We start from the raw sequence: 25,290 nt of genomic DNA on the forward strand, positions 1-25,290 counted from the left end.
GGACGTCAGGGCCCCGGTATCGGGTCCAGGACCGTCAGCCTGCCCTCCTCGAGTGTGACCTTGGCGGTGCCGATACCGGTCGGGCAGCACGGCTCGTCCCGGCCTTGCCGCCACTGGTACTGCACGACGGCGTCGTGCTGGCCCTGCGGGGTCACGGTGATGTAGGGCCGCGGGTCCATCGTCGGTGAACCGACGGGCTCGTCACCGTCGAAGAACAACACCTGCTGCGGGCTGTCGGGCTGATCGCCGGAGGTCACCACCGCCCACTGCAGCCGACAGTCTGCGGCGCTGCCGCGGGCGGTCTCACGCCACGACCCCGGCGGCAGCAGCGACAATTCGGACTCGATGGCCTGCGGGGTCGGGCCCGGGCCGCAGTCGGCGGCCACACTCGTCGGCGCCGGCGCCGGGGGACTCCAGCCACATCCGGCGGCGGCCGTCACGCCGGCGACCAGCACGGCCAGCGCCACATGACTGCCCTGAAGGCGCGCAACTCGCATGCGCCTCAGAATATGCGGGCGCGGCGGGCAACCGTCAAAGCGCTTCTGAGCGCGCGTCTTATCCGCAGCCGCCCCACGGCGCAGCACCACAGGGCGCCGTGGCGCGCACCGGGGGCGAGAAGGACATGGTGGCGAGCGTCGCTCCCGTAGTCGTCGTAGGACGCGAAACCCGTTGACACTCAGTATCGGAGGCTTGCGTCGGTGCGAGGAGCGTATCCACCCGACTGCGGTGCGGACGTGCCGTGACAGGGGGTTCCCACCGAGGCCACAGGAGATTCGCCGACTGCCCCCGGGCGGGAAACCGCCCAGGGCGGTGGGCGGGAACTGATGGCTCCCCCGGCTGGACTCGAACCAGCAACCCTTCGGTTAACAGCCGAATGCTCTGCCAATTGAGCTACAGGGGATTGCCCTCCCGCGGTCTGCGCCGCGGGCCAGAGAGCACTCTAGCCTACGTCGGCGCGACGGTGCCAATGCGCTCCCGGCCCGGCGCGTACAGCCCGTCGTGAGGCAGGATGGAACCCGACACGTCACCTCACTTCGAGACCTCCGGGAGGAGCCCTGTGATCGGGTATGTCGCCGCAGCGGCCGTCGGCTACGTGATGGGAACGAAGGCCGGCCGGCGGCGTTTCGAGCAGATCGCGGGCACCTACCGGGCCGTCACCGGCAGCCCGGCGGCCAAGGCCGTCATCGAAGCCGGGCGACGCAAAATCGCCGAGCGGGTGTCCCCCGACCCGGCGATGGTGAAGTTGACACGCATCGACTCCGGCACCGAGGTTCTCGAGCCGGAGCCGATGGTGAGGAAGAACCCCTAGTTGCCGCCGATGCCCTGACTGATCGTGGTGCCCGGCAGCAGCGGGCCGGTGTAGAAACCGAAGCCGTTGTCACCGAAACCGATCTGCGGGGTGCCGATCGTGGCGCCTGAACCGTTGGAGTAGGACAGGCAGTTGCCGTCCTCCTTGTTGCCGAACCACGCCAGGCAGCGCGGCCCGGCGTTGGCCTCCGCGGCGTTCACGCCGGCGACCGCGTAGAGAGGGACGGCGACCGCGGCGGCGGCGATGGCCCCGGCGATCAGCCGCATCCTGTTGCCCTGGATCCTGCCCATCACAACCCACCTTCTCCCCGACGGTTCAACGCGACCACCATAACCCGCCTATCGGCATCACGCAGTCAGGTCGTTACCGCTGGCCTGTTCCAGCAGGCTGCGCCGGTAGGCCTCCATCGCCACGAGGTCCCCGAACAGCGCGTGGTATTCGTCGCCCTGCTCCACCGGCGACATCCGCTGCAGTTTCGACTTCACCTCGGCGATCTGCCTGCCGATCCACACCTCCTGCAGGCGGGCCAGCACGCCGCCGATGTAGCGCGGCAGCCGCTCGTCGTCGGCGTTGATGGCTTCCACGCCGAGTTCGTTGACCAGGCTCGCCGTCTCCGGGCCGGCCACCCGGTCGCGCACCCTCTCGATCCACTGTGCGCCGGTGATGCCTGAGCCGGTGCCGCCGGCGGCCTCGACGGCCGCGCGCACCGCGGCGTAGCCGGGATGGGTGAAGCTGTCCGCGGCCAGCGAGTCGAACACCGGCCCGGCCAGCGCCGGGTACTGCAGCGCCGACTTCAGGGCTTCGCGCTGCGGCCACAACGTCGGATCGGCCGGGTCCGGCCTGGCCATCTGCGGGGCGGGCGCGCTCCGGGCGTTCGGCGCCTGCTCGGCGGCGGCTCCACGGCGGCGGGAGCGTTCGGGCATGCCCCGCCTGGTCGCCTCCTCACGCACGCGGCTGAGCACCTGTCCCTCGTCGTTCCAGCCTGTCCATCCCGCGAGGCGCCTCGCGTACTCGTCGCGTAGCGCGTAGTCGCGGATCCGGGCCACCAGCGGGACACATTGGCGCAGCGCGTCAACCTTGGCCTGCGGGTCGTTGTCCAGGACGTCGCCGGCCGGGATCAGGCTGCGGACGGCGAACTCGAACATCGGGATACGGCGCGCCACCAGGTCACGCAGCGCACCGTCGCCGGAGCGCAACCGCAGGTCACACGGGTCCATCCCGTCGGCGGCGACGGCGACGAAGGACTTTCCGGCCACCTGCTGGTCCCCGTCGAACGCCTTCAATGCGGCGGCCTGCCCCGCGGCGTCGCCGTCGAACACGAAAATCAATTCGCCGCGGTACCAGTTGTCGTCCATCATCAGCCGGCGCAGCAGCGCGAGGTGGCTGTCGCCGAACGCGGTGCCGCACGACGCGACGGCGGTGGTCTCCCCGGCCAGGTGCATGGCCATCACATCGGTGTAGCCCTCGACCACCACCGCACGGTGCGACTTGGCGATGTCCCGCTTGGCCAGGTCGAGCCCGAACAGCACCGAGGACTTCTTGTACAGCACGGTCTCGGGGGTGTTGACGTACTTGGCTTCCATCGGGTCGTCGTCGAAGATGCGCCGGGCCCCGAACCCGATGACCTCGCCGCCGCTGGCCCGGATCGGCCACAGCAACCGGCGGTGGAAGCGGTCCATCGGGCCGCGCCGGCCCTCTCTCGAGAGTCCGGCGGCCTCCAGCTCCTTGAACTCGAAGCCCAAGCGCCGCAGGTGTTTTGTCAGCGTGTCCCAACCCGACGGCGCGAAACCGCAACCGAACGTGGTGGCCGCCGCCGCGTCGAAGTTGCGGTCGAGCAGGTACTGGCGCGCCGGCGCGGCCTCGTCGCTCTGAAGCTGTTCGGCGTAGAACTCCTGGGCGGCCGCGTTGGCGGCCAGCAGCCTGCTGCGGCTCCCCCGGTCGCGCTGGACGTTGGTGTTCGCGCCGCCGGTGTAGGTGACGGTGTAGCCGACGCGGTCGGCGAGCAACTCGACGGACTCCACGAAGCTGACGTGCTCGATCTTCTGCAAGAACGCGTAGACGTCGCCGCCCTCGCCACAGCCGAAGCAGTGGAAGTGGCCGTGGTTGGGACGCACGTGGAACGACGGGGACTTCTCGTCGTGGAACGGACACAGCCCCTTCAGCGAGTCGGCGCCCGCCCGGCGCAGCTGCACGTAGTCGCCGACGACGTCCTCGATGTTGACGCGTTCACGAATGGCGGCGATGTCGCGGTCGGGGATCCTGCCCCGTCCTCGAGTCGCTTCGGCCGCCACCCGCTCAGTCTAGAGGCCGGGGCGAGCGCGCTTCGTGCACTCGTTCCAGTCGCCCCTCGGTGTAGGAGGCGATCTGGTCGATAACCACCCGCAGGCGAGCGCCGTCGTCGGGGGCCGCGGCGAACTCCGCCGCGAACTGGGGGTCCAGGCTGCCCGGCGCCTGCCCCCACAGCGCCAGCGCCACCTCGTGGATCCGGTTGCGCTGATCGGCCTGGATCTGGAGGTGCCGGTGGTCGGACATGATGAATTGCAACGCGAGGGTCTTGAGCAGCGCCACCTCGGCGCGCACCAGGCTGGGCACCGCCAGCTCGGCGTCGAACCGGCGCAACCGCCCGGGGCCGGCAACCTCGCGGGTGGCGGTCAACGCGGCGTTGGCGAACCGTCCGACCAACTCACTGGTCAACGTCTTGAGCGCCACCGACGCGGACAGGGTGCCGTCGAACTTGCCCACCGCCGCCACCACCGGCACCTGCGAGAGCCGCGCGGCGGCCTCCATCAGATCGTCGGGGGTCAGCGACGGAAACGACTGGGCGCCGACGTGGGCCAGCGAGGCGGCGGCGTCGGCGTCGGCCAGCACCCGCAGGTCGATGCGGCCGGAGATGACACCGTCCTCGACGTCGTGCACCGAGTAGGCCACGTCGTCGGCCCAGTCCATCACCTGCGCCTCCAGGCACGGCTGCCGGGCGGGTGCGCCCTCGCGCACCCACTGCGCTGCGGCCATGTCGTCGCCGTAGAACCCGAACTTGCGGCGGCCGCCCTCACGGGACCACGGGTACTTCGCCACCGCGTCCAGCGATGCCCGGGTCAGGTTCAGGCCGGCGCTGCGCCCGTGCTCGTCGAGCACCTTGGGCTCGAGCCGGGTCAGGATGCGGAAGTTCTGGGCGTTGCCCTCGAAACCGCCGAAGGCCTTGACGATCTCGTCGAGGGCGCGTTCCCCGTTGTGCCCGTAGGGCGGGTGGCCGATGTCGTGCGCCAGACCGGCGAGATCCACGAGGTCCGGATCGCATCCCAGACCGATCGCCATCCCGCGGCCGATCTGGGCCACCTCCAGCGAATGCGTCAACCGGGTGCGCGGCGTCTCACCGTCGCGCGGGCCCACCACCTGGGTCTTGTCGGCGAGCCGGCGCAGCGCGGCACAGTGCAGGACGCGGGCCCGGTCACGCGCGAAGTCGGAGCGGTGCTCGGTGTCGGTCCCGGGCAGGCCGGCGCTCTTCGCCGGTTCGGCCACCAAGCGCTGGCGGTCGAACGCGTCGTAGCTGTCCTGCAGTCGTGGGCTCACCGAAGCACAGTCTGCCAGGGGTGATCACCCGGTAAACGCAGCCGTCCGGGTGTGCCGCACTACATTGGCGGACATGCGCGTCGCCCGCCTGCTGCCCATGCTGCTCACCATCCTGACCTTGGGGCTTCTCTGCGCCCCCGGGGCCGCCGCCGAGCCGCCGCTGCGGCTGCCCACCTACCTGACCGACAATGCCGGCGCGCTCGACGCGGCCGGGAAAGCCGAGGTGCAGGCCGCGATCGACCGACTGTACAACGAGAAGCGCCTCCGGCTGTGGGTGGTGTTTGTCGAGGACTTCTCCGGCCAGGACGCGCAGACGTGGGCCCAGACCACTTACCAGCGCAGCGATCTCGGCGATCGGGACGCGATCCTGGCGGTGGCGACTGTCGACCGGGCCTACGCGCTGCTGGCGCCGACCGACGCGGTGCGCGGTGTCGACGTGGATAAGGTCCGGACCAACGACGTCGAACCACTGCTGCGCAACGGCGACTGGGCCGGCGCGGCCGTCGCGGCCGCCGAGGGACTTGCCGGCGGTGGCGGCGGTTCGGTCAGCTGGGTCGGCGTGCTGGTCGCCCTGGCCGTCATCGCGCTGGCGCTGGCACTGTTGGTGGTGTGGCAGCGCCGCCGCCGGCGCAAGCGCCGCAAGGCCGAATTCGAGGCGGCCCAGCGGGTGGACCCGTCGGACCCGAACGCGCTGGCGTCGGTCCCGCTGGATGCGCTCGACGACCTGTCCCGCAAGATCGTCGTCGACGTGGACAACGAGGTGCGCACCAGCGAGAGCGAATTGGCGCTGGCCGTCGAGGAGTTCGGCGAGCACGACACCGCGGCGTTCACCCGGGCGGTGGCGAACGCGAAAACCACGCTGGCCCAGGCGCTCAACGTGCGGCACATCCTCGACGACGCGGTGCCGGAGACCCCGATGCAGCGCCGCGATCTGCTCACCCGCGTCATCGTCGCCGCGGCGAAGGCCGACCAGGAACTCGAAGCGCAGCGGGAGGCGTTCGCGCAACTGCGGGATCTGGTGATCAACGCGCCCAGCAGGCTGGACACCCTGACCCAGCAGATGGTCGACCTGACCGCCCGGCTGACACCGGCCGAACAGACCCTGGAGCACCTGAAGTCCCAGTTCGCCGACACCGCACTGGTTTCGGTGGCCGACAACATCGACGAGGCCCGGCAGCGGCTGGCATTCGCCGACGAGAGCATCGGCACGGCCCGGGGACTGGTGTCCCGGCCCGCCGACAAGCAGGGCGGCCTGGTCGACGCCATCCACGCCGCGGAGGCCGCGCTCGGACAGGCCCGCACCCTGCTCGACGCGGTCGACAGCGCGTCCACTGACATCAACCGGGCGGTGACCGGCCTACCAGCCGTCATCGCCGACATCCAGAACGGCATCAAACAGGCCGGGGCGCAGCTGGGGCAGGGCAACGTCGCGGTGGCCACCGAGCTGAGCGCGGCCAGGGATGCTGCCGTGCAAGCGGTTTCGCACGCGCAAAGCACCGGCAGCAGCGATCCTCTCGGTGCGTTCACCCAGCTCACCCAAGCCGACGCGGAACTCGACCGGCTGCTTGCCGAGGTCGCGCAGGAGCGCGAGACCATCGAGAGGCTCAGCCGGACCTTCGACCAGGCGCTGTTCAACGCGCAGTCGCGGGTGAGGGCGGTGTCGGATTACATCGACACCCGCCGCGGGGCAATCGGGCCGGAGGCGCGGACCCGGCTCGCGGAGGCGGTGCGCCAGTTGCAGGCCGCTCGCGACAAGCGCGAGACGAACTTGAACGAGGCCATCGCCCACGCCAACGGCGCAGCGATGCTCGCCGCGCAGGCCCAGTCGCTGGCCAACTCGGACGTCACCGCCGCGCAGCGGCATTTCAACGGCCCGTACGGCGGTGGCGGGGGCGGGGGCGGTCAGATGGGCGCGGTGATCGGCGGCATCCTGATCGGCAACCTGCTCTCGGGCGCGCTGCGTGGTGGGTTCGGCGGAGGCGGCTTCGGCGGCGGTTTCAGCGGCGGTGGGGGCTTCGGCGGCGGCGGCTTCAGCGGAGGCGGCGGCCGCTTCTAACCGCCCTCGTCGCCTCCCCCGCGAGCGTGCGTGTCTGCGGGCGCCACGCCGCCACTTATCCGAACTTCACGCACGCTCGTCGGGCGCTGTTCATCCCCAACCCGAACTTGATCCACAGGCCGGCAGCCCGGCGCGCTGTGAAGCCGGGTCGTCGGCTGACGATCGTGACCATGAACGCGTTCGACGAAGTGTTCGGCGCGCAGGGAGGCGTCGCGACATCCGGCCAGCTGCTGCAATTCTGCAGCCGCAGTCGGCTGGACATCGAGATCCGCGACGGCCGTCTGATCAAGGTGTGGCCCGGCGTGTACAGCCGGGTCGAGCCGGACACCATGACGCGACTGCGCGGCCTCGACCTGCGGGCCGGCGAGCCCGTCGCGATATGTCTGGGCACCGCGGCCGCCGCGTACGGCTTCGACACCGAGGACACCCGGGACATCCATGCGCTCAATCCGCCGAGACACCAACTGCGCAACTGCGACGGCCTCGTCGTTCACCGGCGTGACGGTGCCCCGTTGAGCGTGGCGGACGGCCGCCCGGCGACTGCAGCGGCGTGGACCGCCGTCGAGGTGGCACGGTCCCTCCGGCGGCCACGGGCGTTGGCGACGCTGGACGCGGCGCTACGCAGTAGAAGCTGCGACCGGCGGGAGCTGACGATCGCTGCCAAGGCGCAGGCCGGTCGGCGCGGCATCGTGGCGGTACGTGACCTCATCCCGCTGGCAGACCCTCGGGCCGAATCGCCGATGGAGAGCGAGGCGAGGCTGGCCATGATCGACGGCCGGCTGCCCGCACCCCTGTTGCAGCACGAGCTCGTCGACCGCAGTTGGCGGATGTGGCGCGTCGACTTCGCCTGGCCGGACGCCAGTCTCGCGGTCGAGTACGACGGGTTCGACTGGCACAGCGACCCGGAGCGGTTCGCCCGGGACCGTCAGAAACGAGCCGCACTCCAGGAGATCGGCTGGAGCATGCTGTCGGTGGTGTCCGACGACGTCCGCAACCACCCTGCGGTCATGGTGCGGCGCATCGAGAACGCATTGATGCGCCGGATGGCGGCCTGAGCGTGCGTGAACTTCGTGATTTCGACGGCGTGTCCGCCGCAGACACGCACGCTCGCGGCAAAAGCCTCAGCTGCCCTTGAGGCGCACCGCGAGGTAGTTCCACACCTCAGAGATTGCCACCCGCTCCTGGGTCATCGCGTCGCGCTCGCGGATCGTGACCGCGTGGTCCTCCAGCGAATCGAAGTCGACCGTGATGCAGTACGGGGTGCCGATCTCGTCCTGGCGGCGGTAGCGGCGTCCGATCGCGCCGGCGTCGTCGAACTCGACGTTCCAGCTCTGGCGTAACTCGGCGGCCAGATCACGCGCCTTCGGCGACAGGTCGGCATGGCGCGACAACGGCAGCACCGCGGCCTTGACCGGCGCCAGGCGCGGGTCCAGCCGCAGTACGGTGCGCTTGTCGACGCCGCCCTTGGCGTTGGGGGCCTCATCCTCGGTGTAGGCATCGACCAAGAACGCCATCAGCGAACGCGTCAGACCCGCTGCCGGCTCGATCACGTACGGCACGTATCGGGTGTCGCTGGCCTGATCGTAGAACGACAGATCCACGCCGGAATGCTTTGCGTGCGTGGACAAGTCAAAGTTGGTGCGGTTCGCGATACCCTCCAGCTCGCCCCACGGGTTACCGGCGAAACCGAACTTGTACTCGATGTCGGTGGTGCCGTCGGAGTAGTGCGACAGCTTGTCCTTGGGATGCTCGAAGAGCCGCAGGTTGTCGCGATCGATGCCGAGGTCGACGTACCACTGCAGCCGGGTGTCGATCCAGTACTGGTGCCACTCGGGGGCGGTCGACGGCTCGACGAAGAACTCCATCTCCATCTGCTCGAACTCGCGGGTGCGGAAGATGAAGTTGCCCGGGGTGATCTCGTTGCGGAAGCTCTTGCCGATCTGCCCGATACCGAACGGCGGCTTCTTGCGCGCGGTGGTGACCACGTTGGCGAAGTTGACGAAGATGCCCTGCGCGGTCTCCGGTCGCAGATAGTGCAGACCCTCCTCGGATTCGATCGGGCCGAGATAGGTCTTGAGCATCATGTTGAAGTCACGCGGCTCGGTCCACTGCCCCTTGGTGCCGCAGTCCGGGCAGACGATGTCGCTCATCGGCACCGAATCGGGGTCACTGATCCCCTTTTTCTCGGCGTACGCCTCCTGCATGTGGTCCTGCCGGTGGCGCTTGTGGCAGTTCAGGCATTCCACCAGCGGATCGTTGAACACGTCGACGTGGCCGGAGGCCACCCACACCTGACGCGGCAGGATGATCGCGCTGTCCAGGCCGACGACGTCGTCGCGGCCGGTGACCACCGACTTCCACCACTGCCGCTTGATGTTCTCCTTGAGCTCGACGCCCAGCGGCCCGTAATCCCAGGCGGACTTGGTGCCGCCGTAGATCTCGCCGGACTGGAACACCAGCCCGCGCCGCTTGGCCAGGTTCGCAACGGTGTCGATGATCGAAGACGGAGCCACGGATTGACAGCGTAGCGAGGTCACCGGTGACGCCCGCGTCACATCCCCCATTGACATGCGCGGTCGTGCATGTATCGTGACACCTAATGAAAACCGTTTCCACTACGGCAGGTGTGCCCGACGTGCACATCCATGCCGGGACCCCGCCGGCCGAGATGCCGGCCCGTGCGGTCCTCGACTCGGCCGGGGATCTGCTGCGCGCCCTGGCCGCACCTGTACGCATCGCCATCGTGCTGCAGCTGCGTGAAGAGGCGCGCTGCGTCCACGAACTGGTCGACGCGCTGGACGTGCCGCAGCCCCTGGTCAGCCAGCACCTTCGCATCCTGAAGTCGGCCGGCGTGGTGGAGGGCTCCCGGTCGGGACGGGAAGTGTTGTACCGACTGGTCGACGATCACCTGGCCGAGATTGTGGTCGCCGCGGTCTCGCACACCGCCGAGGAGCCGCAATGACGGGCGTGATCCGCTCCACCCGGCAGCGCGCCGCCATCTCGGCACTGCTGGAGAACATCGACGACTTCCGCTCCGCCCAGGAACTTCACGACGAGCTCCGCCGCCGCGGCGAGGGCATAGGTTTGACCACGGTGTACCGCACGCTGCAGCAGATGGCGGCGGCCGGCGCGGTCGACACGCTGCGCACCGACACCGGCGAATCGGTGTACCGGCGCTGCTCCGAGCACCACCACCATCACCTGGTCTGCCGCGCCTGCGGTTCGACCGTCGAGATCCAGGGCGGTCAGGTCGAGACGTGGGCCGCCGAGGTCGCCCGCGAGCACGGCTTCTCCGACGTCAGCCACACCATCGAGATCTTCGGGGTCTGCAGCGACTGCGCAGACGAGAACTAACGCCGCTTCCGTCGCGCGCCGGCAACGGCGATGAGGACACCGCCGATCGCGATGATCGGTCCGAGTACAGACCATGTCGTGGTGCTGCTCATCGGGCTCCCCTGCACCGCGCCGAACCCCTGCAGGGCGAACAGCAGGCCGAACAGCGCGACGACGACACCGACGACGATCATGGCGATGCGCATGTCCGCGACCCTAGCCCGTCAGAGCCTGTCGCACGTCGCTCCCGGTGGACAGCACCATCAGCACCAGCGTCCGCAGCGCGTCGTCAGTGAGTCCGGCGGCCGGAAAGTTGTAGCGCAACAGCACATCACCGGTCTTCTTGGCGTTGCCCCGCGCAGCGCCGATCTTCTCGACCAGAGACACCGTGCCCAGCAGCGTGTCGTGCGCATGCTTGGCCACCTTGGCGCGAATCTTGTTGTCCAGCGGCAGGTCCCACGCCAGCACCTGGGTCAGCGCCACCAGGTCGAGGTCCTTGGCGATGGTGACCACCCGCAACGACGCGAACGTCCCGTCGTGCTGCACCGTCAGCGCGCCGTCGTCCTCGCGGGTCACGGGCAGGATCTCGGCCAGCACGACCGCCAGGCGCTCCGACAGTTCCATCAGGCTCCTAGGCGCGCCCGAAGCGCCGGTTGCGGTTGACGTACTCCTCGCACGCCGCCCACAGGTCGCGGCGGTCGTAGTCCGGCCACAGCTTGTCCTGGAAGACGTATTCGGCGTAGGCGGCCTGCCACAGCAGGAAGTTGCTGGCCCGCTGCTCACCGGAGGTGCGGATGAACAGGTCGACGTCGGGGATGTCGGCCCGGTGCAGGTGCTTGGCGAACGCGGCCTCGCTGATCCGGGCCGGGTTGATCCTGCCGTCGACGGCCTCTTGCGCGAGTTCGCGCGCCGCCTCGACGATCTCGGTGCGGCCCCCGTAGTTGACGCAGTAGTTGATCGTGATGACGTCGTTGTCGACGGTCATCTGCTCGGCGATGTCGAACTCCTTGATCACGCTGCGCCACATTCGGGGCCGCGATCCCACCCAGCGCATCCGCACACCCATGTCGTTGAGGTTCTCGCGGCGGCGGCGCACCACTTCCCGGTTGAACCCCATCAGGAAGCGGACCTCTTCGGTGCTGCGCTTCCAGTTCTCGGTGGAGAACGCGTACACGGTGAGGTGCTTGATGCCGATCTCGATCGCCCCGCAGGTGATGTCGATCAGCACCGCCTCGCCCATCTTGTGGCCCTCGGTGCGCCCCAGACCGCGCTGGGTGGCCCAGCGTCCGTTGCCGTCCATCACGACGGCGACGTGGTTGGGCACCTGACCGGCCGGGATCTGCGGCGCGGCCTCCTTGGAGGTGTGCTGCGGCGGCCGGGCGAATTTGCCGTTGGTGTGCGGGGGCAGCTCGGGGAAGACGACCGGCCAGGTCGACTTGTCCGGGAAGGTCGGATAGTCGTCAGGCGCCGGGGGCAGCTGCGGGTAGCCCTTCTTCCGCTTGGTTGCCATGCGCAACATCCTGCCTGATGCCGCCGGCAGCCATCCGCTCTGCCCGGTAGACACGCTCCACCAGGGGCAAAGTCCGCAACTGCCGTTCCAGATGCCATTGCAGATGGGCGGCCACCAACCCGCTGGCCTGACTGCGGTGCGCCGGGGTGGAGATCTGCGCGTGCTCCCAGTCGCCTTCGTAGAGCGCGGCCATCAGATCCAGCACGCCCTGGGGCGGGGTCACCGACCCGGACGGCCGGCAGTGCACACACACGCTTCCGCCCGCGCCGACATGGAACGCCCGGTGCGGGCCCGGAGCCGCGCACCGCGCGCACTCGGTCAACGCCGGCGCCCACCCCGCGACCCCCATCGCGCGCAGCAGATAGGCGTCGAGGACGAGTTCGCGGGGACGGGTGGCGTCGGCCACCGCGCGCAGCGCGGACACGGTGAGCCTGTGCAGCGCCGGCACCGGGGCGCGCTCCTCCCCCGCGATCCGCTCGGCGGTCTCCAGCATCGCGCAGGCACAGGTGTAGCGGCCGTAGTCGCTGACGATGTCGGAGGCGAACGCGTCGATGGCCTGGACCTGGGTGACGATGTCCAGATTCCGGCCCGGGTGCAGCTGAACATCGATGTGCGCGAACGGTTCCAGCCGCGCACCGAACTTGCTGCGGGTGCGCCGCACGCCCTTGGCCACCGCCCGCACCAGACCGTGATCGCGAGTGAGCAGACTCACGATCCGGTCGGCTTCGCCGAGCTTGTGCTGACGCAGCACCACCGCCCGGTCCCGGTACAGACGCATCGGCCCAGTCTCCCACTGCCGGGGGACGATTTCCGGTTCGCAGCGCCGATATTCTCGTACGTGATGGCCGACACCGATTCCTCCAGCCCTTCCCGCCCCGTCTCCACTGCTTCCCGGCGCCGCTTCCCCACCCTTGGCAACCAGTTGTTCCAGCTCGCCAGCGGCACCGCCACCTCGGTCGACCTGGTGACCCGCTCGCTGGAGGCCATCGAGGCGAGCCAGCCCACTCTGAACGCGTTCCGGGTGGTGCTGGCCCAGCAGGCGCTGGCCGACGCGGCCGAAGCCGACCGCACCCGTGCGGCCGGCGTGGACCTGTCGCGGTATCCGCTCCTCGGCATTCCGATCGCGGTCAAGGACGACGTCGACGTGGCCGGCGTGCCGACCCGGTTCGGCGCCGACGGCGAGGTCCGTCCCGCCGCGGCCGACGCGGAGGTGGTGCGCCGGCTGCGCGCCGCCGGCGCGGTGATCGTCGGTAAGACCAACACCTGCGAACTAGGCCAGTGGCCGTTCACCAGCGGGCCGGCATTCGGACACACCCGCAATCCGTGGTCACGGGAGCACACCCCGGGCGGCTCGTCGGGTGGCAGCGCCGCGGCGGTGGCGGCCGGTCTGGTCGCCGCCGCGATCGGTTCCGACGGCGCCGGCAGCGTCCGGATCCCCGCGGCGTGGACGCACCTGGTCGGCATCAAACCTCAACGCGGACGCATCTCGACGTCGCCGTTGGCCGAGGCGTTCAACGGGATCACCGTCAACGGGGTGCTCGCGCGCACCGTCTCCGACGCCGCGCTGCTGCTCGATGCCGCCTCGGGCAATGCGCCCGGCGACCTGCACACCCCGCCTCCGGTGCGGGTATCGGACTACGTCTCACGGGCGCCCGGACCGCTGCGTATCGCAAAGTCCACGAAGTTCCCGTTCACGGTGTTCCGCGCGGCTCTGCACCCGGAGATCGGTGCCGCGCTCGACACCGTCGCCGACCAACTCACCCAGCTGGGTCACACCATCGTCGCCGCCGACCCCGACTACAACCTGCGGATGTCGTGGAACTTCCTCGCCCGCTCGACATCCGGCATTCCGGAGTGGATGGATCGCATGGGTCAGGGCGTGCGGTGGGACGGACGCACCCGCTCCAACGCGCGGATGGGCTGGCTGCTGTCGCAGAACGTGCTGCGCAAGGCCCGCGCCCGGGAAGCACAGACCCAACAGCACATCGGCTGGATCTTCAACCTCGCCGATGTCGTCCTGGCCCCGACCACCGCGCTGCCGCCGCCGAAAGTGCACACGTTCGACGGCCTCGGCGGCCTGGGCACCGACCGGACGATGATCAAGGCGTGCCCGGTGACGTGGCCGTGGAACCTGTTGGGCTGGCCGTCGATCAACGTGCCCGCCGGCTTCACCTCCGACGGCCTGCCGATCGGGGTGCAGTTGATGGGCCCGGCCAACAGCGAACCGCTTCTGGTGTCGCTGGCCGCCGCGCTGGAGGCCCTCAACGGCTGGGCCGCTCATCAGCCAGAGGACTGGTGGACGCCCCAAGCCCCGGCGGAGACACCGAAAATCGCGGCTCCGGACCCGGTCACCGGTCAGGTCGCGTAACCTGCGCTCTGTGATCGTCTGCAGGCTCGCGCGCGCGCTGCCCGCCCTCGTGGTGGTCGGCGCGGCCGTGGCGGCGATGCCCGTGGCCCAGGCCGACAACCGGCGCCTCAACGAGAGCGTCGTCGTCAACGTCTACACGATCCAGAAGAACAACAACTGCGGCACCGAGATCAAGATCAACCCGCAGCTGCAGTTGGCCGCGCAGTGGCACACCAACGACGTCCTGCGCAACCGGGCACTGAGCGGCGACATCGGTTCCGACGGATCCACCGTGCAGGACCGCGCCAACCGTGCCGGGTTCGTCGGCACCGCCGCCGAAACCGTCGCGATCAACCCGGCACTGGCGATCAGCGGCATCGAGATCCTCAACCAGTGGTACTACCGGCCCGACTACATGGCGATCATGAGCAATTGCGCAAACACCGAGATCGGGGTGTGGTCGGAGAACAGCCTGGACCGCACCGTGGTGGTCGCGGTGTACGGCCAGCCTCGCTAGCTAAAAGCCAAGCCTGCCAAGCTGTTTGGGATCGCGCTGCCAGTTCTTCGCGATCTTGACGCGCAGATCGAGAAAGACCTTGGTGCCGAGCAGCTTCTCGATCTGAGTGCGCGCGGCCGTGCCGACCTCGCGCAGCCGGGCCCCGCCCTTACCGATCACGATGCCCTTCTGACTGTCGCGTTCGACGTAGAGAATGGCGTGCACGTCCATGAGCGGATCGTCCTCCGGGCGGCCCGGTCTGCGCTCGACCTCCTCGATCACCACCGCCAGCGAGTGCGGCAGCTCGTCGCGCACCCCCTCCAGCGCGGCCTCCCGGATGAGTTCGGCCATCAGCACTTCCTCGGGTTCATCGGTGAGCTCACCGTCGGGATAGAACGCCGGGCCTGCAGGCAACTGCGCGGCGAGCACATCGGTGAGCACATCGAGCTGTGTTCCCGAAGTCGCTGAGACGGGGACGATCTCGGTGTCCGGCCCGACCAGTTCACTGACCGCGAGCAGCTGCTCGGCGATGCGGTCCTTGGACACCTTGTCGATCTTGGTCACGATCGCCACCAACGTGGTCTTGGGGGCGACGGCGCGGATCTGCTCGTAGATCCAGCGGTCACCAGGACCGATCTTTTCGTCGGCCGGGATGCAGAGCCCGATGACGTCCACCTCGGAATAGGTGTCCTTGACCAGATCGTTGAGCCGCTGACCGAGCAGTGTGCGGGGACGGTGCAGACCGGGGGTGTCGACGAGCACGATCTGGAACTCGTCGCGGTGCACGATGCCGCGGATGGTGTGCCGGGTGGTCTGCGGCCGGTTCGACGTGATCGCGACCTTGGTGCCGACGAGCGCGTTGGTCAGAGTGGACTTGCCGGTGTTGGGTCTTCCAACGAAACAGACGAAGCCGGACCGGAATTCGGCGTCGGCCGTCACAGCGGATTACCCGCGCGGTCGGTGACGATGACAGCGGCACCGCAGGACAGCTCACGGACGGCGGCCACTCCGGCGTCGTCGGCCGAACCACCCACCAGCACGGCGGCTTCCAGCCCGGTGGCGCCGCTGGACACCGCCGCCGCGACGGCCGCCTGCAGAGCCGTCAGGCGCAGGGAGTCGAGGGCGACGGGCGCTCCGGCGTAGGTGCGGCCGTCGGCGTCGCGTACCGCGGCCCCGCTGCCCGCCTCGGCCCGGCCCATCGCACCCCGGGCCAGCACCACCAGCTTGGCGTCCTCGGGTTCGAGCGCGCTCATTCGTGTCCTTCCGCGTTCTCCGGCTGTGCTTCGACAGGACTGACCAATACGGTGCCCACCCGCACCCGGCCGCGCGGGTCCGGCCCGCCCTCGGCCCGAAGTCGCAGCCCGTCCCAGGTCACCTCGGCGCCCGGCAGCGGGACGCGGCCCAGTTCCAGGGCGACCAACCCGCCGACGGTGTCGACGTCGAGGTTCTCGTCGAACTCCAGGTCGTAGAGCTCGCCGAGGTCTTCGATCGACAGGCGGGCTGACACCCGATACTGCCCGTCGCCGAGGTCCTCGACCGGGGCGACCTCGTCGGTGTCGTACTCGTCGGCGATCTCCCCGACGATTTCCTCCAGCACGTCCTCGATCGTCACCAGCCCGGCGATCGCACCGTATTCGTCGACCAGCAGCACCATGTGGACGCGGTCGCGCTGCATCTCGCGCAGCAACTCGTCGAGCGGCTTGGAGTCCGGCACGAAGGTGGGCTTGCGCATCACCTCCGAGACCGGCGTGTCACGGCCGCGGTTGGTCGAGTAATAGGTGCGCTGCACCAGGTCCTTGAGGTAGACCACCCCGACGACGTCGTCGACGTTCTCACCGATCACAGGGATGCGCGAGTGGCCGCTGCGCACCGCCAGCGAGGTGGCCTGGCCCGCGGTCTTCTCGCTCTCGATCCACACCATCTCGGTGCGCGGGACCATCACCTCGCGGGCCGGGGTGTCGCCGAGTTCGAACACCGACTGGATCATCCGGCGCTCGTCGTCGGCCACCACACCGCGCTGCTGGGCCAGGTCGACGACCTCGCGCAGCTCGATCTCGGAGGCGAACGGGCCGTTGCGGAAGCCGCGGCCGGGGGTCAGCGCGTTACCGATCAACACCAGCAACCGGCTCACCGGCAACAGCAGCACCGAGATCGCCTGCAGCGGAAGCGCCGTCATCAACGCGATGGTGTAGGCGTTCTGCCGGCCCAGTGTCCGGGGGCCGACCCCCACCGCGACGAAGCTGATGACCGCCATGATCGCCGCCGCAGCCACCAGCCCCCAGGTCACGCCCAGGGTTCCGTCGAGGAACGCCGCCAGCAGCACCGTCGCACTCACCTCACAGGTGATGCGCAGCAGCACGATGAGGTTGATGTAGCGCGGCCGCTCGGCCATCACCCGGGCCAGGCGCACCGCACCCGGCCGTTCCTCGCGGACCAGCTCCTCGACACGGGCCATCGACACCGTGCTCAGCGCCGCGTCCATCGCAGCGAACAGTCCGCCCAGAAAGATCAGCACGATGGCGCTGATCAGTTGGCCGGCCGGGCTCACGGAGTGTCGCCGGGGTTCACGTCGGCGCCGTAGTTCACATCGTCGCCGTAGTTCACATCGTCGCCGTAGTTCACATCGTCGAAGTAGCGCGACTTGTCCAGCAGCCGGCGGTCTTTCTCGGTCTGCCGGTCCTGGTGATACGCCTGCACCTGGTCGGCGACCCACTCCTCGAGCAGTTGGCGCTGCAGCGCGAACATCTCTTTTTCCTCGTCGGGTTCGGCGTGGTCGTAGCCGAGCAGGTGAAGCACTCCGTGCACGGTCAGCAGGGCGAGTTCCTGACCGAGCGTGTGGCCCGCGTCGGCGGCCTGCTTGGCGGCGAACTCCGGGCACAGCACGATGTCACCGAGCATCGAGGGACCGGGTTCGGGCGCGTCCGGCCGCCCCCCGGGTTCCAGCTCGTCCATCGGGAAGCTCATCACGTCGGTGGGCCCCGGCAGATCCATCCAACGCATGTGCAGATCGGCCATGGCCGCGGTGTCGAGCAGCACCATCGACAGTTCCGCGGCGGGGTTGACGTCCATCTTGCGGATCACGAACCGGGCGACGCTGATGAGCTCCTCTTCGGAGACATCGACACCGGATTCGTTCGAGACCTCGATACTCATGAAAGTCGTTACCGCCGCGGACGTCCGGAGCCGGACGAACGCCGCTGCGCCCGGTTCATCAGGGTGGGTTCCTCGTATTTCGCGTAGGCGTCCACGATCTCGGACACCAGCCGGTGCCGCACCACGTCGGCGCTGGTGAGTTCGGCGAAGTGGATGTCGTCGATGCCGTCGAGGATACGCATCGCAGCGTGGAGGCCGGACGCCGCACCGCCGGGCAGGTCGACCTGCGTGATATCGCCTGTCACAACGATTTTCGAGCCGAAACCCAACCGCGTCAGGAACATCTTCATCTGTTCGGCGGTGGTGTTCTGCGCTTCGTCTAAGATGATGAACGCATCGTTTAACGTCCGGCCACGCATAAATGCCAGCGGAGCCACCTCGATCACCCCGGCGCTCATCAGCTTCGGGATCAGTTCGGGATCCATCATGTCGTGCAGCGCGTCGTAGAGCGGCCGCAGGTAAGGGTCGATCTTCTCGTACAGCGTGCCCGGCAGGAAGCCAAGGCGCTCACCGGCTTCCACCGCCGGGCGGGTCAGGATGATCCGGCTGACCTGCTTGCTCTGCAGTGCGCTGACGGCCTTGGCCATCGCCAGATACGTCTTGCCGGTGCCGGCCGGGCCGATACCGAACACGATCGTCTTGGCGTCGATGGCGTCGACGTAGCGTTTCTGGTTGAGCGTCTTGGGCCGGATCGTCTTGCCGCGCCGGGACAGGATGTCGAGCGTCAGCACCTCGGCGGGCGATTCGTCGCCAGTGCCGGTCAGCATCCCGACACCGCGCCGCACCGCGTCCGGCGTCAGCCGCTGCCCCGCGCCGACCACCTCGACCAGCTCGGAGATGACGCGCTCGGCGAGCGCGACGTCGGCGGGCTCACCGGACAGGGTGATGTCGTTGCCGCGAACGTGGATCTCGGCGGACAATAGCTCTTCGAGTTCGCGCAGGTTCTCGTCGGAGGATCCCAGGAGGCCCATGACGTAATCGGGCGGAACTGTGATGCTACTGCGGACCAGCGATCCAGAAGACGATTCAGATGCGGCCGAGCTTGCGTTCTCGCGGGGCGCCACGTGAGGTTTTCTGCCTGCTTCCTGGGTCGGGTATGGGAAACCCCAGTTTAGCGCCGCCCCCGGCGAGCGCCCAATGCTTATGAGCTGAGGCGTTCGCGCGGGGGGCGGGACCGAACCACCAGGGGCCACCAGAACCAGCGTCCCAGCAGCGTCGCGATCGAGGGCATCATGAACGCCCGCACGATGAACGTGTCGAACAGCAGGCCCAGGCCGATCGTGGTGCCGACCTGCGCCATCACCCGCAGATCGCTGACCACCATCGATGCCATGGTCAGAGCGAACACCACCCCGGCGACCGTGACGACGCTGCCGGTGCCGCCGATCGCACGGATAATGCCGGTCTTGATCCCTGCCGGGATCTCCTCCTTGAACCGGGACACCAGCAGCAGGTTGTAGTCCGAACCGACGGCGATCAGCGCGATGATCGACAGGGCCAGCACCATCCAGTGCAGTTCGATGCCGACGATGTGCTGCCAGATCAGGATCGAGATGCCGAACGACGCGCCCAGCGACAGCGTCACGGTCCCCACGATCACCAGCGCGGCGACCAGACTGCGGGTCAGCACCAGCATGATCATCAGCACCAGACACAGCGCCGAGATCACCGCGATCAGCAGGTCGTAGCGGGAGCCGTCGGACATGTCCTTGAACGTCGCGGCGGTGCCTCCGAGCTGGATCGTCGCGTTCTCCAGCGGGGTGCCCTTGAGCGCCTCGATCGCCGCGATCTTGATCGGCTCGACGCGCTGCAGCGCCTCCTCGGTGGTGGGGTTGCCGCGGTGAGCGATCAGCATCCGCACGGTCTTGCCGTCGGGCGAGAAGAAGCTCTCCATCGCCCGCTTGAAGTCCTCGTTCTCGAACACCTCGGGCGGCAGGTAGAACGAGTCGTCGTTCTTCGCGGCGTCGAATGCCTTGCCCATTTCGGTGGAGTCGCGGGTCAACTCGTCCATCTGGTCGTAGAAGCCGCCCATGGTGGCGTACGTCGCCAGCATCATCTGGCGCATGCTCTCCATGGTCTCGATCATCGGCGGGAACGTGGCGAGCATCTCCGGCAGCAATGCCTTCATCTCGTCCATGTTCAGAACGGCCTTGTCGAAGGTGTCGGTCATCGTGCCGATGCCGTCCATGGAGTCGAACAGCGACCGAAACGACCAGCACAACGGGATGTTGTAACAGTGCGGTTCCCAGTAGAAGTAGTTGCGGATGGGCCGGAACTGGTCGTCGAAGTTGGCGACCATGTCACGCAACTGGTGGACGGTGTCGCGCATGTCCGTCATGTCGTCGATCATCACGGTGGTGATGTTCGAGAACTTCGTCATCAGGCCGTACATCTTTTTCATCGTCGCGATGGTCTCGCCGATGTCGTCGGCCTGGACGCGCATGTCGGCGATGCGGTCCTTCATCAGCTTCATGTTCTGCTGCTGGCCGACCCCCTGCATGCTGATCAGGAACGGGATCGACGTGTGTGCGATGGGCGCCCCGTCGGGCCGGCTCGGGGCCTGTACCCGGGCCACCCCTTCGACGTTGAAAACGCGTTTGGCGAGCCGGTCGAGGATCAGGAAATCCGACGGGTTCCGCAGGTCGCGGTCGGCTTCGACGATGAGCACCTCGGGGCTCATCCGTGAGAGCGAGAAGTACTTGGTGGCCGCCTGCAGACCGGCGTTGGCCGGGATGGACTCGGGGATGTAGCGGGTGTCGTCGTAGCTGGTCTGGTAGCCGGGCAGCGCGGCCAACCCGATCAGCGCCAGCGCAAGGGACGCCACCAGAATCGGCCCGGGCCAACGGACCACGGTTGCACCGACCCGCCGCCACGCCCGGATCCGCATGGCGCGCTTGGGTTCGAGCAGCCCGAAGCGGCTGCCGACGGTGACGATGGCCGGTCCCAGGGTGAGCGCGACCGCGACACCGGCGAGGATGCCGACCGCGCACGGCACACCCATACTCTGGAAATACGGCATCCGGGTGAAGGACAGGCAGTACATCGCGCCGGCGATGGTCAGACCGGACCCGAGCACCACGTGCGCGGTGCCACCGAACATCTCGTAGTAGGCCGCTTCGGGGCTCGCCCCCGACGCACGGGCCTCCTGGTAGCGGCCCACCAGGAAGATCGCGTAATCGGTGCCGGCCGCCACGGCCAACGAGATCAGCAGGTTCACCGCGAACGTGGAGAGCCCGATGATCTGGAAGTGGCCCAGCGCCGCCACCACGCCGCGCGCGACCGACATCTGAACGCCGACCATGATCAGCAGCAGCACCACGGTGGCCACCGAGCGGTAGAAGAACAGCAGCAGCACGATGATCACTGCGAACGTGACGAGCAGGATCAGCGCCATGCTGCTCTCGCCGGCGATGTTGACGTCGGCGGTCAATGCCGCGGGGCCGGTCACGTGCACCTGCACGCCGGGCGGCGGAGGCGATTCGGCGACGATCTCGCGCACGGCCGCGACCGACTCGTTGGACTTCGTCTCGCCCATGTTGCCGGCCAGGTTCAGCGCGACGTACGCGGCGTGGCCGTCGGTGCTCTGCGCGGCGGCCTCGGTGAGCGGGTCACCCCACATGTCCTGGATGTTGCGGACGTGATCCGGTGCGGCTTCCAGCTTTTCGATGAGCCGGTCGTAGTAGGCGTGCGCATCGTCGCCGAGCGGCTGGTCGCCCTCGAGCACCACCATCGCGATGGAGTCGGAGTCCGATTCGCCGAAGAGCCGGCCCATGTCCGACATGGCCTTCATCGCCGGCGCATCGCTCGGGCTCATCGACACCGCGTTCTGGGCGGCCACCACCTCCAGCTGCGGCACCAGCAGGTTCAGCGCCGCGACCAGAAGCACCCAGCCCAGGATGATCGGGACCGCGAGCCGGCGGATCCAGCGGGCAACGGGCGTCGGGTCCTGCAGGGACCGACCGGGGTGGGCCGACGCTCTCATGCCGACTTCGTGAAGCAGTAGACGTAGGCGGTCACGTTGTAGGCGGTCCGTTCGTCTTTGACGATGTCGTCGGCCAGGATGCGGCAGCCGATGAAGTCACCGTCACCCTGGGCCACCACGTTGCCGACCATGGCCGGGGAGTTCGTCTCGACCTCGATCGACCACGGCAGCGCGGCACCGACGACCTGATTCGGATCGCCCTGGTCGTCGATGTAGTTGATGTCGGCGGTGGCCCCGGGCTCACCGAAGATCTCGTAGCGGACGATCTTCGGGTCGGAGCGGTTGGCCTCCTCGGACATGTTCCCCGCATAGGTGGGCAGTTGGTGCGAGCCGAAGATGTTGCGGATCCGCCACACCGAGAAAGCTCCGACCACGAGGACGATCACCAATACGAGCGGTATCCACGCTCTGGTCAGACGGGTGAGAATCGGGAGTCCTTCGAGATCGGCGCAGCCCTCAGGCCCTTACAGTCAGAGGGAAGGCTAACCTATCTAAATTCCGGGCGGACGACTACCCCCCGGGGGGTGTCTAGGACCAGCGGCCGGTCAGCGCGCCCAGCGCGCCCAGCGCGACCGCGGCGGCCGTGGAGGTGCGCAGCACCGTGGGGCCGAGCCGCACGGCGACCGCACCGGCCGCGGTGAGCGCGGCCAGCTCGTCGTCGGCGACCCCGCCTTCCGGGCCGACGATCAGGGTCAGTGAATCCGCTTGAGCCACCGGCATTTCGGCGAAGGATCGGGTGGCAGACTCGTGCAGCAACAGCACCGTGCCGGGTGCGGCGTTGCGCACCGACGCGACCAGGTCGCGGGTGGACACCACGCCGTCGACCGCGGGGATGCGGGGTCGGCGCGACTGCCTGGCCGCCGATCGGGCCACCGCGCGCCAGCGTCGTAACCCCTTGTCCACCTTCGCGGCGCCGTCCCATCGCGCCACGCAGCGCGACGCCTGCCAGGCGAGGAACGCGTCCGCCCCGGCCTCGGTGGCCAGCTCGACGGCCAGCTCCGAGCGGTCGGATTTGGGCAGGGCCTGCACCACCGTGACCGCCGGCGCCGCAGGCGGGGCGACGCGGCGGTCCAGCACCCTGGCCGTCAGCCGTCCTTTGGCGACGTCCTCGACGATGCAGTGCGCGATCGCCCCGGCGCCGTCGGCGAGGTCGAGCTCCTCCCCCGCCCGGGTCCGGCAGACGGTGGCGGCGTGATGTCCCTCTTCGCCGTCAACGATGGCGAGGTCGCCTGGGGCGGGAACGACGTCGACGTAGAAGAGACTGCGCATCGGGACGGCGGCGCGGGATCAGCGGCCGGTGAACGTCTCACGTAGACGCGAGAACAGCCCGCCGCCGTGCGAGGAGGCACTGCCGTTCTGGGCCGAGCGCACCTCCGCCTTGTCCTTGGTGCGTTCCCTGAACGCGCGCAACAGTTCGATGTCCTCATGGTCGAGCCGGGACGGCACGACCACGTCGATGTGGGCGTGTAGGTCGCCGCGCACCCCGGAGCGCAGGTGCGGCATACCGTGTCCGCGAAGCGTGGTCACTGACCCGGGCTGGGTGCCCGCGGCAATGGTGATCTCGGTGGGGCCGTCGAGGATCGCGTCGACGGTGACCGTCGTACCGAGTGCGGCGTCGACCATCGGCACCGACACCGTGAAATGCAGGTCGTCACCGTCACGGACGAACACCGGGTGGGGCTTCTCGTGCACCTCGACGTAGAGGTCGCCGGCCGGACCCCCGCCCGGCCCGACCTCACCCTGGGCGGCCAGCCGCACCCGCATGCCGTCGCCGACACCGGCGGGGATCTTGACGCTGATCTCGCGGCGGGCCCGCACCCGTCCGTCACCGGAACACCGGTTGCACGGGTCCGGGATAACCTCGCCGACCCCACCGCACACCGGGCACGGCCGTGAGGTCATCACCTGACCCAGCAGCGAGCGCTGCACGGTCTGGATCTCCCCGCGTCCGCCGCACGTGTCGCACGTGATCGGGGAGGAGTCGCCGTGGGTGCCCTTGCCGTGGCAGAGGTCGCACAGGATGGCGGTGTCGACGGTGACCTGCTTGGTCACGCCCGTCGCGCACTCCTCAAGGTCGAGGCGCATCCGCAGCAGCGAATCGGAGCCGGGCCGGACGCGACCGACCGGTCCGCGTGAGGTGGCGCCGCCGCCGAAGAACGCCTCGAAGACGTCGCCGAGACCACCGAACCCGGAGAACCCGCCGCCGCCGGCCGACGCGGATTCCAGCGGGTCGCCGCCGAGATCGACGATGCGCCGCTTCTCCGGATCACTGAGGACCTCGTAGGCGGCGCTGATCTCCTGGAAGCGGGCCTGGGCGCCTTCGTCCGGATTGACGTCCGGGTGCAGTTCGCGGGCGAGCCTGCGATAGGCGCGTTTGATCTCCGAATCACTCGCGCCCTTGCTCACTCCGAGCAACCCGTAATAGTCGCGTGCCACGCTCAACCTTTCCCACCCCACCGATCCGCGTAAACCCGTTCAGGGCGCGCGGTCAGCGGTTTCCTAAGACTTCGCCAATATAGAGAGCAACTGCGGCGACGTTGGCGATGGTTCCCGGATAGTCCATCCGTGTGGGACCCAACACACCCATGCCGCCGAACACCTTGCCCGCGCTGCCGTACGCCGTGCTGATCACCGAGGTTCCCGCCATCTCCTCGGCCTCGGTCTCGTGACCGATGCGCACGGTCACCTTGCCCGCCTCCTGCTGTTTGGCCAGCAGGCGCAGCACCACCACCTGCTCCTCCAGCGCCTCGAGCACCGACCGCAACGAGCCACCGAAGTCGGCGGTGTTACGCGTCAGGTTCGCCGTGCCACCCAGCAGCAGCCGCTCCTCGGTATGTTCGACCAAGGTCTCGACGAGCACGGTTGCGGCTCTGCCGACTGCGTTACCCAGGCCGTCGTGCTCGTTGAGGTTAGACGCCAGGTCCGACACCGCGATCGAGGCCGCCGTCAGGGGCTTGCCTTCGAGGGCCTGGCCCAGCAGGTCGCGCAGCCGCGACAGCTGCGCGTCGTCGATCGCGTCGCCGAGTTCGACGATGCGCTGATCGACGCGGCCGGTGTCGGTGATCACGACCAGCAGCAGCCGCGCCGGCGTCAGCGCCACGACCTCCAGACGCCGCACCGAGGACGTGGTCAGGGTCGGGTACTGGACGACCGCGACCTGACGGGTCAGTTGCGCGAGCAGCCGCACCGCCCGGCGCAGCACATCGTCGAGGTCGACACTGGACTCGAGGAACTGCAGGATCGCTCTCCGCTCCGCCCCCGACATCGGTTTGACGTCCTCGAGCCGGTCGACGAACTCGCGGTAGCCCTTCTCGGTAGGCACCCGCCCCGAGCTGGTGTGCGGCTGGGTGATGTACCCCTCGGCCTCCAGAACAGCCATGTCGTTGCGCACGGTTGCGCTCGATACGCCGAGGTTATGACGTTCCACGAGAGCCTTGGATCCGATCGGCTCCTTCGTGGCGACGAAATCGGCGACGATGGCCCGGAGAACCTCGAAACGACGTTCGTCGGCGCTGCCCATTTGTTCACCCACCT

Annotated in this window: 26 protein-coding genes and 1 tRNA gene; 7 read left to right on the forward strand and 20 right to left on the reverse strand. The window is 68.7% G+C overall.

The genetic code is table 11. The features are described from left to right. Positions 1-5: 5 nt before the first annotated feature. Both ACXMYJ_RS10725 and ACXMYJ_RS10730 read right to left on the reverse strand, forming a co-directional pair. Entirely contained in the window at positions 6-497 is a 492-nt protein-coding gene (locus tag ACXMYJ_RS10725) for an LppP/LprE family lipoprotein (RefSeq protein WP_443187951.1), read from the reverse strand. 328 nt (positions 498-825) lie between these two features. After that, a tRNA-Asn gene (locus tag ACXMYJ_RS10730) sits at positions 826-901 on the reverse strand. A 156-nt stretch (positions 902-1,057) separates the two neighbouring features. Here ACXMYJ_RS10730 and ACXMYJ_RS10735 point away from each other — a divergent pair. Further along, the gene (locus tag ACXMYJ_RS10735) at positions 1,058-1,309 is read left to right on the forward strand and encodes a hypothetical protein (RefSeq protein ID WP_443187950.1); all 252 of its coding nucleotides are present in this window, start codon (positions 1,058-1,060) and stop codon (positions 1,307-1,309) included. On the opposite strand, the gene ACXMYJ_RS10740 is transcribed toward ACXMYJ_RS10735, so the two are convergent. From ACXMYJ_RS10740 to ACXMYJ_RS10750, 3 genes are read right to left on the reverse strand one after another with little or no spacing between them, the layout of a single operon-like run. After that, complete coding sequence (locus ACXMYJ_RS10740) at positions 1,306-1,599, reverse strand: DUF7155 family protein (RefSeq protein ID WP_260754085.1); 294 nt, start codon at positions 1,597-1,599, stop codon at positions 1,306-1,308. The genes ACXMYJ_RS10735 and ACXMYJ_RS10740 overlap by 4 nt on opposite strands. Positions 1,600-1,656: 57 nt before the next feature. Then, on the reverse strand, positions 1,657-3,600 hold the full coding sequence (gene dnaG, locus ACXMYJ_RS10745; RefSeq protein ID WP_460356009.1) for a DNA primase: 1,944 nt from the start codon (positions 3,598-3,600) through the stop codon (positions 1,657-1,659). Positions 3,601-3,604: 4 nt separating this feature from the next. Then, positions 3,605-4,879 (reverse strand): deoxyguanosinetriphosphate triphosphohydrolase, encoded by a 1,275-nt coding sequence (locus tag ACXMYJ_RS10750; protein WP_260754093.1) that lies wholly within the window; start codon positions 4,877-4,879, stop codon positions 3,605-3,607. A gap of 73 nt (positions 4,880-4,952) precedes the next feature. Here ACXMYJ_RS10750 and ACXMYJ_RS10755 point away from each other — a divergent pair, with 73 nt between their 5' ends. After that, positions 4,953-6,935, forward strand: coding sequence for a TPM domain-containing protein (locus ACXMYJ_RS10755; RefSeq protein ID WP_460356012.1), 1,983 nt, complete (start codon positions 4,953-4,955; stop codon positions 6,933-6,935). Between the two features lie 170 nt (positions 6,936-7,105). Next, the gene (locus tag ACXMYJ_RS10760; protein WP_460356015.1) at positions 7,106-7,990 is read left to right on the forward strand and encodes a hypothetical protein; all 885 of its coding nucleotides are present in this window, start codon (positions 7,106-7,108) and stop codon (positions 7,988-7,990) included. A gap of 66 nt (positions 7,991-8,056) precedes the next feature. Here the strand turns inward: ACXMYJ_RS10760 and ACXMYJ_RS10765 are convergent, their stop codons facing one another. Beyond that, on the reverse strand, positions 8,057-9,499 hold the full coding sequence (locus tag ACXMYJ_RS10765; RefSeq protein WP_396885531.1) for a glycine--tRNA ligase: 1,443 nt from the start codon (positions 9,497-9,499) through the stop codon (positions 8,057-8,059). Positions 9,500-9,603: 104 nt separating this feature from the next. Between ACXMYJ_RS10765 and ACXMYJ_RS10770 the strand changes: the two genes are divergently transcribed. Together ACXMYJ_RS10770 and ACXMYJ_RS10775 are read left to right on the forward strand one after the other, a co-directional pair. Next, a complete protein-coding gene (locus ACXMYJ_RS10770; RefSeq protein WP_396885533.1) occupies positions 9,604-9,897 on the forward strand; it encodes an ArsR/SmtB family transcription factor in 294 nt (97 codons plus the stop codon). After that, positions 9,894-10,289 carry a Fur family transcriptional regulator gene (locus ACXMYJ_RS10775; protein ID WP_460356017.1) on the forward strand — a complete coding sequence of 132 codons (396 nt, stop codon included), beginning with the start codon at positions 9,894-9,896 and terminating at the stop codon, positions 10,287-10,289. Before ACXMYJ_RS10770 ends, ACXMYJ_RS10775 begins: the two co-directional genes overlap by 4 nt. Here ACXMYJ_RS10775 and ACXMYJ_RS10780 read toward each other — a convergent pair. From ACXMYJ_RS10780 to recO, 4 genes are read right to left on the reverse strand one after another with little or no spacing between them, the layout of a single operon-like run. After that, positions 10,286-10,474 (reverse strand): hypothetical protein, encoded by a 189-nt coding sequence (locus tag ACXMYJ_RS10780; RefSeq protein WP_260754106.1) that lies wholly within the window; start codon positions 10,472-10,474, stop codon positions 10,286-10,288. The two genes, ACXMYJ_RS10775 and ACXMYJ_RS10780, sit on opposite strands and share 4 nt — an antisense overlap. Positions 10,475-10,484: 10 nt before the next feature. Then, the gene (locus tag ACXMYJ_RS10785) at positions 10,485-10,892 is read right to left on the reverse strand and encodes a hypothetical protein (RefSeq protein WP_260754108.1); all 408 of its coding nucleotides are present in this window, start codon (positions 10,890-10,892) and stop codon (positions 10,485-10,487) included. Between the two features lie 7 nt (positions 10,893-10,899). Continuing rightward, positions 10,900-11,787 (reverse strand): decaprenyl diphosphate synthase, encoded by an 888-nt coding sequence (locus tag ACXMYJ_RS10790; RefSeq protein ID WP_396884582.1) that lies wholly within the window; start codon positions 11,785-11,787, stop codon positions 10,900-10,902. Beyond that, entirely contained in the window at positions 11,729-12,556 is an 828-nt protein-coding gene (recO, locus tag ACXMYJ_RS10795) for a DNA repair protein RecO (protein WP_260754114.1), read from the reverse strand. Before recO ends, ACXMYJ_RS10790 begins: the two co-directional genes overlap by 59 nt. A 63-nt stretch (positions 12,557-12,619) precedes the next feature. Here recO and ACXMYJ_RS10800 point away from each other — a divergent pair, with 63 nt between their 5' ends. Together ACXMYJ_RS10800 and ACXMYJ_RS10805 are read left to right on the forward strand one after the other, a co-directional pair. After that, positions 12,620-14,146, forward strand: coding sequence for an amidase (locus ACXMYJ_RS10800; RefSeq protein WP_460356021.1), 1,527 nt, complete (start codon positions 12,620-12,622; stop codon positions 14,144-14,146). Positions 14,147-14,222: 76 nt separating this feature from the next. Beyond that, positions 14,223-14,642 carry a CAP domain-containing protein gene (locus ACXMYJ_RS10805; protein WP_260758180.1) on the forward strand — a complete coding sequence of 140 codons (420 nt, stop codon included), beginning with the start codon at positions 14,223-14,225 and terminating at the stop codon, positions 14,640-14,642. On the opposite strand, the gene era is transcribed toward ACXMYJ_RS10805, so the two are convergent. The 10 genes from era to hrcA form a co-directional block, all read right to left on the reverse strand. Further along, positions 14,643-15,560 carry a GTPase Era gene (gene era, locus ACXMYJ_RS10810; protein ID WP_260754117.1) on the reverse strand — a complete coding sequence of 306 codons (918 nt, stop codon included), beginning with the start codon at positions 15,558-15,560 and terminating at the stop codon, positions 14,643-14,645. Further along, complete coding sequence (locus tag ACXMYJ_RS10815; RefSeq protein WP_260754119.1) at positions 15,557-15,874, reverse strand: cytidine deaminase; 318 nt, start codon at positions 15,872-15,874, stop codon at positions 15,557-15,559. The genes era and ACXMYJ_RS10815 overlap by 4 nt, the downstream gene beginning before the upstream one ends. After that, positions 15,871-17,169: a hemolysin family protein gene (locus tag ACXMYJ_RS10820; RefSeq protein ID WP_260754121.1), complete on the reverse strand. Its 1,299-nt coding sequence runs from the start codon at positions 17,167-17,169 to the stop codon at positions 15,871-15,873. The genes ACXMYJ_RS10815 and ACXMYJ_RS10820 overlap by 4 nt, the downstream gene beginning before the upstream one ends. Beyond that, positions 17,166-17,774, reverse strand: coding sequence for an rRNA maturation RNase YbeY (ybeY, locus tag ACXMYJ_RS10825; RefSeq protein ID WP_260754126.1), 609 nt, complete (start codon positions 17,772-17,774; stop codon positions 17,166-17,168). The genes ACXMYJ_RS10820 and ybeY overlap by 4 nt, the downstream gene beginning before the upstream one ends. A gap of 8 nt (positions 17,775-17,782) precedes the next feature. Beyond that, complete coding sequence (locus tag ACXMYJ_RS10830; RefSeq protein WP_260754127.1) at positions 17,783-18,838, reverse strand: PhoH family protein; 1,056 nt, start codon at positions 18,836-18,838, stop codon at positions 17,783-17,785. A gap of 77 nt (positions 18,839-18,915) precedes the next feature. Then, a complete protein-coding gene (locus tag ACXMYJ_RS10835; protein ID WP_260754128.1) occupies positions 18,916-21,756 on the reverse strand; it encodes an MMPL/RND family transporter in 2,841 nt (946 codons plus the stop codon). Further along, positions 21,753-22,172, reverse strand: coding sequence for an MmpS family protein (locus ACXMYJ_RS10840; protein ID WP_260758181.1), 420 nt, complete (start codon positions 22,170-22,172; stop codon positions 21,753-21,755). Before ACXMYJ_RS10840 ends, ACXMYJ_RS10835 begins: the two co-directional genes overlap by 4 nt. 112 nt (positions 22,173-22,284) lie before the next feature. Continuing rightward, the gene (locus ACXMYJ_RS10845; protein WP_260754129.1) at positions 22,285-23,025 is read right to left on the reverse strand and encodes a 16S rRNA (uracil(1498)-N(3))-methyltransferase; all 741 of its coding nucleotides are present in this window, start codon (positions 23,023-23,025) and stop codon (positions 22,285-22,287) included. 18 nt (positions 23,026-23,043) lie between these two features. After that, on the reverse strand, positions 23,044-24,192 hold the full coding sequence (gene dnaJ, locus ACXMYJ_RS10850) for a molecular chaperone DnaJ (RefSeq protein ID WP_260754130.1): 1,149 nt from the start codon (positions 24,190-24,192) through the stop codon (positions 23,044-23,046). Positions 24,193-24,244: 52 nt separating this feature from the next. After that, positions 24,245-25,276 (reverse strand): heat-inducible transcriptional repressor HrcA, encoded by a 1,032-nt coding sequence (gene hrcA / locus ACXMYJ_RS10855; protein WP_460356092.1) that lies wholly within the window; start codon positions 25,274-25,276, stop codon positions 24,245-24,247. Positions 25,277-25,290 lie beyond the last annotated feature (14 nt).

The organism is Mycobacterium sp. ZZG (genome assembly GCF_054786995.1).